The sequence below is a fragment of the Vibrio aestuarianus genome (assembly GCF_028858425.1).
GTDB classification, from domain to species: Bacteria; Pseudomonadota; Gammaproteobacteria; order Enterobacterales; family Vibrionaceae; genus Vibrio; species Vibrio aestuarianus.
In genome coordinates, this window is the sequence record NZ_JAKNYQ010000002.1 from 315,442 (window position 1) to 327,641 (window position 12,200).

The 12,200-nt window shown below is 43.4% G+C and carries 10 protein-coding genes; 8 read left to right on the plus strand and 2 right to left on the minus strand.

What is annotated here, in order from left to right; translation table 11 throughout:
• Window positions 1–34 precede the first annotated feature (34 nt).
• Genes MCT08_RS15020 through copI form a run of 4 tightly spaced genes read left to right on the plus strand, consistent with a single transcriptional unit; the run spans window position 35 to window position 6,588 of the window.
• On the plus strand, window positions 35–1,423 hold the full coding sequence (locus MCT08_RS15020) for a TolC family protein (RefSeq protein WP_261916199.1): 1,389 nt from the start codon (window positions 35–37) through the stop codon (window positions 1,421–1,423).
• A gap of 9 nt (window positions 1,424–1,432) precedes the next feature.
• A complete protein-coding gene (locus MCT08_RS15025) occupies window positions 1,433–2,920 on the plus strand; it encodes an efflux RND transporter periplasmic adaptor subunit (protein WP_274678775.1) in 1,488 nt (495 codons plus the stop codon).
• Window positions 2,917–6,042, plus strand: a complete 3,126-nt coding sequence (locus tag MCT08_RS15030) for an efflux RND transporter permease subunit (RefSeq protein WP_261916201.1) — start codon at window positions 2,917–2,919, stop codon at window positions 6,040–6,042. Before MCT08_RS15025 ends, MCT08_RS15030 begins: the two co-directional genes overlap by 4 nt.
• 51 nt (window positions 6,043–6,093) lie before the next feature.
• The gene (copI, locus tag MCT08_RS15035; protein ID WP_274678776.1) at window positions 6,094–6,588 is read left to right on the plus strand and encodes a copper-resistant cuproprotein CopI; all 495 of its coding nucleotides are present in this window, start codon (window positions 6,094–6,096) and stop codon (window positions 6,586–6,588) included.
• Between the two features lie 52 nt (window positions 6,589–6,640).
• Here the strand turns inward: copI and MCT08_RS15040 are convergent, their stop codons facing one another.
• Window positions 6,641–7,084 (minus strand): dCMP deaminase family protein, encoded by a 444-nt coding sequence (locus tag MCT08_RS15040; protein ID WP_053310474.1) that lies wholly within the window; start codon window positions 7,082–7,084, stop codon window positions 6,641–6,643.
• An 807-nt stretch (window positions 7,085–7,891) separates the two neighbouring features.
• Between MCT08_RS15040 and MCT08_RS15045 the strand changes: the two genes are divergently transcribed.
• The 4 genes from MCT08_RS15045 to yddG all read left to right on the plus strand — a co-directional run bounded on the left by MCT08_RS15045 (window position 7,892) and on the right by yddG (window position 11,111).
• Window positions 7,892–8,872, plus strand: a complete 981-nt coding sequence (locus tag MCT08_RS15045) for a Gfo/Idh/MocA family protein (RefSeq protein WP_053310475.1) — start codon at window positions 7,892–7,894, stop codon at window positions 8,870–8,872.
• A gap of 192 nt (window positions 8,873–9,064) precedes the next feature.
• Window positions 9,065–9,463, plus strand: coding sequence for an OsmC family protein (locus tag MCT08_RS15050; RefSeq protein WP_053310476.1), 399 nt, complete (start codon window positions 9,065–9,067; stop codon window positions 9,461–9,463).
• A gap of 108 nt (window positions 9,464–9,571) precedes the next feature.
• Window positions 9,572–10,141 carry a sugar O-acetyltransferase gene (locus tag MCT08_RS15055; RefSeq protein WP_053310477.1) on the plus strand — a complete coding sequence of 190 codons (570 nt, stop codon included), beginning with the start codon at window positions 9,572–9,574 and terminating at the stop codon, window positions 10,139–10,141.
• Window positions 10,142–10,163: 22 nt separating this feature from the next.
• Window positions 10,164–11,111, plus strand: coding sequence for an aromatic amino acid DMT transporter YddG (yddG, locus tag MCT08_RS15060; RefSeq protein WP_274678777.1), 948 nt, complete (start codon window positions 10,164–10,166; stop codon window positions 11,109–11,111).
• Window positions 11,112–11,141: 30 nt separating this feature from the next.
• Here yddG and MCT08_RS15065 read toward each other — a convergent pair whose 3' ends face one another.
• Window positions 11,142–12,038: a cation diffusion facilitator family transporter gene (locus MCT08_RS15065; RefSeq protein WP_053310479.1), complete on the minus strand. Its 897-nt coding sequence runs from the start codon at window positions 12,036–12,038 to the stop codon at window positions 11,142–11,144.
• Window positions 12,039–12,200 lie beyond the last annotated feature (162 nt).

Below are 12,200 nucleotides of genomic sequence, written 5' to 3' on the forward strand. Positions count from 1 at the left end.
TGAATTTTAGGCTAGCAATTTTTTTTGCATCTCAATGTTTTCCATTGAGTGCATATGTGGATGGAATTTGATTGTGAAATTCAAACTCTCTGTGATCGCATTGTCGATCAGTACTTTGTTAATACCGATAGCGGTAAACGCGACAGAGCCAGTCGCTACCAGTAAAGCCAATGTATTAACTCAATTGATAGAGACGGCATTATCAATTGATGCCAGTCGTCAGCAGTATTTTGCTCAATCTCAAGCGATTCGTGAGACTGGCGTAGCCAGTTCAACCTTGATGGATCCAAAGCTAAAAGTGGGATTTGGGGGCCTTCCTGTCGATAGCTTTAAATTTGACCAAGACCCAATGACCAATATTTCGGTAGGTTTAATGCAGCAATTTGAGCGTGGTTCAACATTGACGCTTCAAGCAAAGAAAGCTGAACAACAAGCCGATGGTATGGCTTTGCAAGTGCGCCAGCGCGAGTTGGAGGTTGCCAATAGCATGACTCAACTTTGGTTAGAGTTGGGATATCAACAATATGCTCAACGCATTTTGCGTGAAAATCAGAGCTTGATGAGTGAATTAGAGCGTTTTATTGAAACCAATTACTCGTTGGGTAAAAGCGAAGCGCAAGATTTGTTGCAAGCTCAATTACAAGTATCAAAATTGGATGAAAAACTACAGGCTAATCACCAAATACAAAGTCGAATTTTGTCACAACTTTCAGAATGGCTAGGTTCGGCATGGTTAGCGAACCAACCAACACTAAGTGCCGATAACCAGCTGCCGTGGGCACAACTTACCGAACAATTAACTTCAATGACAGAGCAGAATCAGCATTTCACTCAACTGATGAAACACCCGATGATTGGGATGGCGGAAGCGGAGATCAACACCAGTAAAACACAAGTGGAAATCGCACAAACGGCTTACCAGCCTCAGTTCGGAGTGGAAGTGATGTACGCCTATCGCCAAGCCAATGATATGAAAGGTCAGCCTGCTTCTGATTTGGTCAGTGCGTACCTCACTATGGATATCCCGTTATTTACAGGAAATCGTCAAGATAGAAATCATGCAGCAGCGCAATATCAAGTCGGCGCTGCTAAGTCTCAGCGTGATGTTTTGCTTGCTCAAATGAATGCCAAAGTGAATGCATTATTGGTCGACAAAGCTAATTTAGAACAGCGCTTAGAGCGCTACCACTCTACGTTGCTTACCCAAGCAAAAGCACGAACTCAAGCTATTGAGCGAGGTTATGAAAACAGCACCGCGCAATTTAATGATGTAGTCAGCGCGGCCAGTGATGAATTGGCATTGCAATTAGAACAAGCCCGTTTAACAACAGACTTGAATCTGACCAACAGTAACCTTGCTTATCTATTAAGCGGGTTTGATTTTCAGGTGGCGGCACCAGCGCTTGAGCAAGTGAAAAAGTAGGAGATATCAATGAAATTATTCAACGTAGCAGTCCTTTCGCTTGCTATCGGTGGCGCACTTGGGTTTGTCGCTAGCCAATATTTTCCTCATCAAGATGGTGAGAACCATGATATGCAAGCGATGAGTGATTCAAGTTCACCCTCTGAGCCTTTGTATTGGGTTGCACCAATGGATCCAAATTATAAGCGTGATAAGCCGGGTAAATCGCCGATGGGGATGGATCTTATTCCCGTCTATTCTGAAGATGAAAGCGGTACTGATGAGCAAGTTGGTACGGTGACAATCAATCCGGCAGTTGAAAATAACCTTGGCGTTAAAACCGAGCGTGCGGTTCTGACTCAATTATCACCGCGCATTGAAACGGTAGGTTACATCGCTTTTGATGAAAGTTTACTGTGGCAAACCAACGTCCGTGTTAGTGGCTGGGTCGAAAAACTCCATATCAATGCGGTTGGCGAGCAGGTGAATAAAGGTGATGTACTATTTACCCTTTATTCTCCGGATTTGGTTAAAGCGCAGGAAGAATTGCTCAACGCTTATCGCACCGATCGTCGTGGATTAGTGAAAGGCGCTACTGAGCGTTTGCTTTCTTTGGGGGTTGATCGTGAGCAAATCCAACGGATCGTCAAGCAAGGAAAAGCGACTCAATTTATTGAAATTAAAGCAGTCGCTGATGGTGTGATTGCCAGTTTAAATATTCGAGAAGGTGGCTATTTATCACCAGCACAAGCGGTAATTAGTGCTGGACCATTGAATGAAGTTTGGGTTGATGCCGAAGTTTTTGAGCGTCAAGCGCATTGGATCAATGCAGGCAGTTTTGCCACGATGACCTTAGATTCGATTCCGGGTAAAGAGTGGCAAGGTCTGGTCGATTATGTTTATCCCATTTTGGATCCGAATACACGCACTTTACGTATGCGCTTAAAATTCGCTAACCCCAATGGCGATCTTAAACCAAACATGTTTGCTAATATCGCCTTACAACCTGTTTCTCAGCAAGCTGTCTTGACTATTCCTAAAGCCGCCGTGATTCGCTCTGGTGGCATGACACGCGTGGTATTAGCGCAAGGAGAGGGTAAATATCGTTCGGCTCGTATCAGTATTGGTCGTGAAGCAGGTGATCGCATCGAAGTTCTGCAAGGGTTGACAGAGCAAGATAGCGTTGTGACTTCTGCGCATTTTATGTTGGATTCTGAATCTAGCCAAACAGCGGATCTTTCTCGCATAAATGGGGTAGAAGTAGCAAATGAAGTTTGGGTTGATGGTTCAATTAATACCCTGTTGGCAGACTTTGGCATGATCACACTCGAACACTCAGCAGTTAAAGAGTGGGCTTGGCAAGCGGGAGAAATGAATTTTACGGTAGACGAAGGGATTGATCTTAGTGTTTTTGCGGAAGGGCAAAGCGTTCGCTTTCTTATATTGAAACAAAATGGAGACTACCTGCTTAAAGCGCTTCAACTTAACTCGCAAGCGGTGCAGGGGGGTAAACAATGATTGGTGCGATTATTCGTTGGTCGATCAATAACCGCTTTTTGGTGTTAGTCGCCACATTGTTCCTTACTTTAGGTGGACTTTACAGTGTAAAGAACACTCCCGTTGATGCCTTGCCAGATCTTTCTGATGTGCAAGTCATAATTAAAACCAGTTATCCAGGCCAAGCACCACAAGTGGTGGAGGACCAAGTTACTTATCCATTAACCACGGCTATGCTTGCGGTTCCTGGCGCTGAAACGGTACGTGGATATTCATTTTTTGGTGATTCTTATGTTTATATCATCTTTAATGATCAAACCGATATGTATTGGGCTCGCTCAAGGGTATTGGAATACTTAAGTCAAGTGGCACCTAAACTACCGCCCAATGCCAAACCTACCTTAGGGCCCGATGCGACGGGTGTCGGTTGGATATACAGCTATATATTGCAAGATAAAACCGGTAAGCATGATCTTTCGCAACTACGTAGTTTGCAAGATTGGTTTTTGAAATACGAATTGCAAACCGTTAATGGTGTGTCAGAAGTCGCCACGGTTGGCGGTATGGTTAAGCAGTACCAAGTGCAAATTGATCCTGCAAAATTGCGTGCATACAACCTAACCTTGCAACAAATAAATATGGCGATTCAAAACGGTAATCAAGAAACCGGAGCGTCGGTAATTGAGGTGGCGGAAGCGGAACATATGGTTCGCACTACCGGCTATTTAACAAGTATCGAAGACATTAAAGCGTTGCCATTAAAAGTAACGGATAAAGGTACACCACTACTTTTAGGTGATGTGGCTGACATTAACCTTGGCCCGCAAATGCGCAGGGGGATATCTGAATTCAACGGTGAAGGTGAAGCTGTTGGCGGTGTGATCGTAATGCGATTTGGTGAGAATGCTAGTCAAGTTATTGATAATGTAAAAATAAAATTGGCAGAACTGCAACGTGGTTTGCCAGAAGGTGTCGAGATTGTCGCCACTTATGATCGCTCCACTTTAATTGATCATGCGGTTGAAAACCTTTGGCATAAATTAGCTGAAGAATTCATCGTTGTTGCAATTGTGTGCGCGTTGTTTTTGTTCCACATGCGTTCGTCATTGGTTATTGCACTTAGTCTACCTGTGGGAATTTTGTCGGCATTCATTGTAATGCACTGGCAAGGCATTAACGCCAACATCATGTCACTGGGTGGGATTGCTATTGCCATTGGGGCGATGGTCGATGGCGCGATCGTGATGATCGAAAATGTTCATAAGCATATTGAACGGACCCCGTTGACCGATAAAAACCGCTGGCAGGTCATTGCGAAGGCTGCGGAAGAAGTGGGCGCACCGTTATTTTTCTCCTTGCTCATTATTACATTAAGCTTTGTGCCGGTTTTCGCGTTAGAAGGGCAAGAAGGCAAAATGTTCTCGCCGTTAGCGTTTACTAAAACTTACGCCATGGCAGCGGCGGCGGGTTTAGCTATCACCCTTGTGCCGGTATTAATGGGTTATTTTATTCGCGGAAACATTCTTCCAGAACATAAAAATCCAGTCAACAGGGGGCTTGTTGCGTTATATCGACCACTGCTTAATCTGAGCTTACGTTATCCAAAAAGTATGATCATATTAGCGTTAGGTTTGATGGCGTCAGCTTATTATCCACTGAGCAAACTAGGCAGCGAGTTCATTCCTCCTTTAGATGAAGGGGATTTAATGTACATGCCGACCACTTATCCGGGCATTTCTATCGGTAAGGCTCGTGAGTTATTACAGCAAACCAACAAACTCATCAAAACGGTTCCAGAGGTAGAAACCGTGTGGGGGAAAATTGGTCGAGCAGAAACCGCGACCGATCCGGCTCCGCTGACGATGATAGAAACGGTTATTCAACTGAAACCTCAAGATCAATGGCGTGAAGGGGTAACGACGGAATCTTTGCGCAAAGAATTTGATAATTTAGTGCAATTTCCGGGGTTGACTAACGCATGGGTAATGCCAATCAAAACGCGCATCGATATGTTGGCGACGGGCATTAAAACTCCAATAGGGATCAAAATCGCCGGTCCAGATCTAAAAGAGATAGAACAAATCGGCGCGCAGTTAGAACCGATTCTTAACCGTGTCCAAGGAACGGCCTCGGTCTATGCTGAGCGTGTGGCGGGTGGTCGTTACGTGACCATTGATATCAACCGCCTACAAGCGGCGCGTTATGGTCTCAGTATCAAAGATGTGCAGCAAGTGGTCTCAACAGCGGTTGGTGGTATGAATGTGGGTGAAACCATTGAAGGACTCGAGCGCTACCCTATCAACGTGCGTTATCCGCAGGACTATCGCGATTCGGTTGTGAAATTGCAAAACCTTCCGCTGGTGACGCCTAACGGGGCTCGTATTGCCTTAGCCGATGTGGCCGATATTCGCTATGAAGATGGCCCCCCAATGATCAAAACCGAGAACGCTCGCCCAAATGGCTGGGTATTTGTTGATATTGAGGGACGAGATCTGGGTTCATACGTATTGGATGCGCAAAAAGCGGTCACCGAACAATTGATGCTGCCTGCTGGCTATTCACTAGCATGGTCTGGTCAATATGAATACATGGAGCGAGCGAAAGCACGTTTAAGCGTGGTCACACCGATCACTTTGGCGATCATCATGCTGCTACTTTATTTCAGTTTTCGCCGTGTCGGAGAAGTGTTGATCATTATGGCGACCTTGCCATTAGCATTGGTCGGTGGCCTGTGGTTAATGCACTATCTTGGTTACAACTTCTCGATTGCAGTGGGCGTTGGCTTTATTGCGTTGGCTGGTGTTGCGGTAGAAATAGGTGTGATTATGCTCGTCTATCTTAACCAGGCATGGCATTACAAAAAGATTGATGCGCAGCAAAGCCATACAGCTATCGGTAGCAGTGACTTAATTGAAGCCATTCGAGAAGGGGCTGGTCAGCGTGTGCGTCCAGTGATGATGACGGTGCTCACCGTGATCATTGGTCTTATCCCAATTATGTATGGTTCAGGCACGGGCTCGGAAGTGATGCAGCGTATTGCAGCACCGATGATCGGTGGTATGGCATCTGCGCTATTGCTGACGTTACTGGTACTGCCTGCGGTATTCAAATTATGGAAGAGTCGTGAAATCGCTAAAGATTAATGACTTTAATATTGAACAAACAGAACACTCGAATTCAAGAAGGAATATAAAATGAAAAGAACACTGATTGCACTCACATTAACTGTGTTGACTACCTCTGCTATTGCAGAAATGGATCACAGTAAGATGGACCATAGCAAAATGGATCACGCTGGTATGATGATGGACGGCATGTCTGAGGTAGGCATGCCCGCTAAAGGTGCTAAACCAGATAAAGTTGTGCATGTTCTACTATCTGATGATATGACAATTACGTTTAAGAAAGCCGTCAAAATTGAGCCCAACGATGTAGTGCAATTTGTGGTGATGAATACGGGTAAAATTGAACACGAGTTCTCAATTGGTTCAGCCGCTGAACAATTGAAACACCGAGAGATGATGCGCCAAATGGACGGGAAAACACATCATAGTGAGAATGTTGTGTTGGTCGAACCGGGTAAAGCGAAGCAGTTGCTATGGCACTTTCATGGCGACAAAAACATAGAGTTCGCTTGTAACATTCCAGGCCACGCTGAAGCTGGAATGGTCAAAAAGATTCAACTGTAATGTAAAGCGCCCTCCAATATCGGAGGGCGTTTAGTATTGAATATGTTGCTACTTACTTTAAGCTATCTAGTGGTAGCCAGTTTACTTTTACTCCGGCTTGTAAAAACATATCTTGGCTGACTTTGATTTTATCACCCCAGCGAGACAAAAAGTCTTCCGTTTGTTCAGGGCAGTGAACCGCAGAAATACCGGTTTGAATAATTTTTGCCGCACAGTTTGGGCAAGGGAAATGAGTCACGTAAATCTCACAGCCATCTAAATCACGCTTAGCAAAAAGAATTGCGTTTTCCTCAGCATGCAAGGTTTTGAGATATTTCATATCTCGATCATCGGTTCCTGCGCTGTCTGAAATACCGTGTGGATAGCCATTGAAGCCAACGGAAACGATGCGATTTTGTTTGGTAATGACTGCACCCACTTGGGTTGACGGGTCTTTACTCCAAGAGCCAACAAGTTCTGCCATTTGGTAAAAGCGTTGTGCCCATTTCGAAATCATGCTTTGTTCCTCTAATGATTTTTCTTTGCTCCCCAGACTAAATAGGGATTTGTGATAAAGATCAGCATTAATATCCTAGTTTTCGAGCACTGAGTCTAGAGTAAATCTATTTTAGCGAAGATATTTCTTAAATTAGAGTGAGAGCTCTATCTCGTTTTTTTCTTCACAAAAATTTCTTCAATGGACATATTTAGGATTTTCTTTGTGCGAGATCTCTTACACGGACTGTAAGATTTTAGCGTTTATTGATGCCGTAGAATGAGATGTTGTATTTTTAACTCATTGAAAATAAATCATTATAATTGCAATCAATTTATAGTGTAGAAAAGTTTTTTCAGAACGGTAATTGTTCGTTAACGTAAAAAAAGTAATCTTAAGTTGTCAGCAGGAAGCGGACACGGAACAGGAAAGGCCCAAGGATAGGTCATCTTCAGGATGAAGATTCGATGATTCGGGAAGAATTATCGGCAAGGAAAGCGAAGGACATTAGCTGGATGCTGAATAACTAGGATGGTTATCAAGGATGGTTAATGTACGGTGCAAAGGATAATTGCACGAATCTGTCAGGAAGACAGATTAAGGACACCGCTAGGAAGGCGATGAAAAGGATTGCGCTGAAGGAGTCAGCCAACTATCAAGGAATAGATGCAGGGAGCACCTATTAGTAGCTGGATTGCTGCGAGTAAGAACTGGAACCCCACTAGGCGAAAGCTTAGTGGGGTTTTCTTTATTTTATTCTTGTAAAGTAAGATTGCTTCCTACTCCGTAACTCCAGATAATGAGTGAAATTTGTCAAAGGAGCTCATTATGATTCGCTTAGCGGTTATTGGAACCAACTGGATTACCGATCAATTTATTGAAGGCGCATTAAAAACAGGCGCTTTTAAGCTGACGGCGGTCTACTCGCGCAGTTTCGATAAAGCAAAAGAATTTGCAGCGAAATACGATTCTCCGGTTTTATTTACCGATTTAGTCCAGTTAGGGGAGTGCGATGAGGTTGACGCGGTCTATATTGCAAGTCCTAATGCACTGCATGGTCCGCAGTCGATTCAAATGATGGAGGCAGGTAAGCATGTCATATGTGAAAAGCCTTTGGCATCAAATTACCCACTAGCGCAGCAGATGTATAAAGTGGCAGAACAGCAAAATGTCATTTTATTTGAAGCATTTATGACGCCGCATTTACCAAATTTTGCTGTTATTAAACAGCAGTTATCGCAAATTGGTGCTATTCGTAAAGCGATGATTAGCTACTGCCAATACTCATCTCGTTACCCTAAATATTTAAATGGTCAAAGACCAAACACTTTCCTAGCTGAATTTTCTAATGGTTCCATCATGGATATTGGTTACTACTGTCTAGGTTCTGCGGTTGAACTGTTTGGTGAGCCAGACTCAGTTCAAGCCCAAGCTCATTTGTTGGATACGGGGGTGGATGGCAATGGCAGTGTCATTTTAGGATACAAAGGTTTTGATGTGGTGTTAATGCACTCCAAAACTAGCGATTCTTACTTGCCAAGTGAGATCCAAGGTGAAGAGGCTGCGTTGCAAGTTGAGATGATTTCTATCTGCAATCGTGTCACAAAAATTAGTCGCAGTGGCTGTCGTGAAGATTTAAGTGTTGATCAACAAACGAATCGCATGTTTTATGAAGCTCAGAAATTTGCCGCGCAAATCCAGCGAAACAGTATTGATGAGCAATGTAAACAACGTTCACTACTGGTGTCCAAATTATTAACGGAAATACGCCGTCAAACCGGAGTGGTTTTCCCTTCCGATAAACAGTAATACCAATCGTAGTAAATAACTGGTCATCCTAGCTTGTTAAAATACTCGATAACAGCGTTAGAATTTTTGATTGTAGAATAGCTACTTATCGAAAAATTCCGCCTTGCTATCAAGCATTTTTTCTACGCTATTTCGGAACACTGACTTACGGTGATTGGTATAATTCACAGCCAATGAATAAGAGATCAAGTGATGCAAGCAGAAGTTAAGTGGGTTGAAGATTTTAAATTTTTAGGGCAATCACAATCGGGTCACTCCATTGTGATGGATGGTAGTGGCGGTGCGAGTGCACCAAGCCCAATGGAAATGGTTCTGATGGCCGCTGGTGGTTGTAGCTCTGTCGATGTAGTTGATGGTTTGAAATCGGCCAAGCAAAATGTGACATCGTGTGTTGCTAAATTAACCACAGAGCGCCGCGACACAGCACCGCGTATTTTTACCGCGGTAAACATTCATTTTGAAGTTTCTGGAGAAAATCTTGACCCCACCGTGGTGGCAAAGGTAGCTCAAGATTCATTAGAGAAATACTGCTCAGTCTGTTTGATGTTAGGTAAAGGTGTGGTGATGACCCATAGTTGGGAAATCATTTAATTCGCCATGAGCGATGTAAAAAGGGGGAAAATGTACGAGCGACATTTTCTCTTTTTTCTTTTTTATTTCAGCGTACTCTGGCTTTTTATTGCGATGAGGAGTGAAAAGATGACTGAAATGGAAAAAATGATGGATGGACAAATCTTTGATGGTGCCGATCCTGAAATAGATAGAATTCGTTGCAAAGCGGCTCAATTGCAAATTCAAATTAACCAATGTTGTGATGCGTCGCAGCGTTATTCATTACAGCAGCAACTGTTCGGTGCCATTGGTCACAGCGTTGTTCAACCTCCTTTTCACTGTGAGTTTGGTGAAACGATTCACATTGGTGACGAAACCTTCATCAATATGAATGTCACTATGTTAGACGGTGCTTGTATTACCATCGGCAATCATGTTCTTATTGGCCCTAATACTCAATTTTATACACCTTCTCACTCTTTAGATTATCGCAGTCGCCGTTTATGGGAGACGTTTTGTAAACCCATCGTAGTGGAAGATGATGTTTGGATTGGCGGTAACGTTATTGTTAACCAAGGTGTCACCATTGGTGCGCGTTCGGTTGTGGCGGCCAATTCTGTGGTTAATCAAGATGTGCCACCCGATACACTGGTTGGTGGTACACCAGCCCGAGTGATTCGCTCATTAAAAGAAGTCAACAGTCTCTCAACCAGTTAAATAACAGCGAGGAAGGTCATCATTGAAACAACATAAGCACACCTTGTTTGGTGTGGCTGCCATTTTGCTATGGAGCTGTCTTATGGGGCTCACCCGAACAGTGGCTGAGCAATTTGGCCCAATTGGGGGGGCGGCTTTGATCTACACAGTGAGTTCTATATTTCTCGTGCTAGTGATGGGTTTTCCTAAGCTAAAGCAATTTTCTTTACGTTACTTGATGATTGGTGGCGCGCTTTTTGTCAGCTATGAAATTTGCTTAGCGCTAGCACTTGGCATGGCAAATGATCGTCATCAAGCGTTAGAAATGGCAGTTATCAATTATTTATGGCCAGCACTGACGGTGTTGTTGGCTGTTATTGTTACTCGTAAGCCAATTAATTTATTCGTTTACCCGAGCGTTGTATTAGCTTTTGTGGGGGTTGCGTGGACGATCGCTGGTGATGATGGCTTTTCTATCGAACAGTTTTCTCGCAACATCGCCACTAATCCTGCGACTTATAGCATGGCGTTTGCGGGAGCGATTATTTGGGCTGTGTATTGCAATATCACCAAACAGTTAGCGAATGGACAAAATGCAATTATCGTCTTTTTTATCGCCACAGCCAGCGCACTTTGGATTCAATATTTCTTCAGTGATGAACGAGCGTTAGTATTTACACTCCCTGCCACTTTAAATTTAGTGATCACTGGTGTGGTTATGGGCAGTGGCTATGCGTTGTGGAATGTCGCGATTATTCGAGGAAATATGCTGTTACTGGCTACGCTTTCCTATTTCACTCCTGTCATTTCGACGTTATTTTCTTCGGTTATATTGGGAGTGGTGCTCGGTGTCAGTTTTTGGCAAGGTGTCGTGATGGTCACCATTGGTTCATTAATGTGCTGGTGGGCGACAAAAGATAGATCGTCATCTGTTAACAACACAAGCAAGCTAGGCGAATCGGCTATTAGAAACAAAAAGACCTCACCCTAATGGTTGAGGTCTTTTTATGAAGGTTTGTGACTATCGTGCAATGTTCATGTTTAATTGCAATTCAAAAGGCAGTTTCGATAGACGCTTATGCAACGAACGACGTGTACTTTCAATATCTTCGATGGCAATCATTTCATTCTCTTCTGGGCGAATATCTACGTTTACCCATAACTCGTGGCCTACTTTAGTCACGGAAGTCAATTCAATCTCTTGGTCTGATTCTTCACCTGCGGCTATTACGCCTTGGTCAACTGTGTTACAAATTTCTTTGCTCGCCGACATCATCAGTAATTCACGCATCGCGGATTTGAGCATGTCGTAAGGCACTTTAATAAAATAAAACGACATTAGTAGCATCATCATTGGATCTACATATACGGCATACTCCGCATAAGGTGACATTGTCACTAAAAAAGCCACTAAGAAACCTACGGTTACCACGACACTTAATAGCGTGTCCATTTGCCACTGTTTCGTTTCTGCTTCGATTAAGCCAGAAGAGTAACGCTTACTTTTTTGAGCAATAAACCACCAGGCAAAGCCACAGCCAATAACGTTGATTGCGCCAAAGAGTGTTGCGATAGAAGCATCCACTTCACGCCCACCAGTAAATAATGCAACGACAGCTGAGTAGAGCGAATAACTCACTACTAATAAAATCACGCTGGCTTTAATTGCAATTACCGCTGGTTCAAAAACGGCTCTACCCAATGGAAATTGAGAATCTGAAGGTTTACGGATATAACGTGAAGCCACCAGCGACAATAATGTTAACAGCAAGCTGACCAGTGAATAGACACCATCAAACACGATAACTAATGAGCCGACAAGCATACCTACCACTAAACCACCTCCAGCAAAGCCAGAAGCCAAAAGGGCAGAAATCGTTAATACGCGATTTTCGTTATTTCTTGTTCGAGCGCACATAAAATAATACCTGTTGAAAACATAGTGTTATTTTGGCTGAAAACCCATTTTTGACAATCGTTAAGTGAGCGTAATTGATAGTGGAATCAATTTAACATTATTATTTCTTTTAAAAACAAATGGTTATTAATTATTTTCCTGTCAATTTTTTTGACGCTGACT

Bases quoted from the DNA above. Each gene is read 5' to 3' on its own strand.
- MCT08_RS15030 (WP_261916201.1), top strand. From the start codon at position 2,917: ATGATTGGTGCGATTATTCGTTGGTCGATCAATAACCGCTTTTTGGTG.
- MCT08_RS15040 (WP_053310474.1), bottom strand. From the start codon at position 7,084: ATGATTTCGAAATGGGCACAACGCTTTTACCAAATGGCAGAACTTGTT.
- MCT08_RS15065 (WP_053310479.1), bottom strand. From the start codon at position 12,038: ATGTGCGCTCGAACAAGAAATAACGAAAATCGCGTATTAACGATTTCT.
- copI (WP_274678776.1), top strand. From the start codon at position 6,094: ATGAAAAGAACACTGATTGCACTCACATTAACTGTGTTGACTACCTCT.
- MCT08_RS15055 (WP_053310477.1), top strand. From the start codon at position 9,572: ATGACTGAAATGGAAAAAATGATGGATGGACAAATCTTTGATGGTGCC.
- MCT08_RS15020 (WP_261916199.1), top strand. From the start codon at position 35: ATGTTTTCCATTGAGTGCATATGTGGATGGAATTTGATTGTGAAATTC.
- MCT08_RS15045 (WP_053310475.1), top strand. From the start codon at position 7,892: ATGATTCGCTTAGCGGTTATTGGAACCAACTGGATTACCGATCAATTT.
- MCT08_RS15050 (WP_053310476.1), top strand. From the start codon at position 9,065: ATGCAAGCAGAAGTTAAGTGGGTTGAAGATTTTAAATTTTTAGGGCAA.
- MCT08_RS15025 (WP_274678775.1), top strand. From the start codon at position 1,433: ATGAAATTATTCAACGTAGCAGTCCTTTCGCTTGCTATCGGTGGCGCA.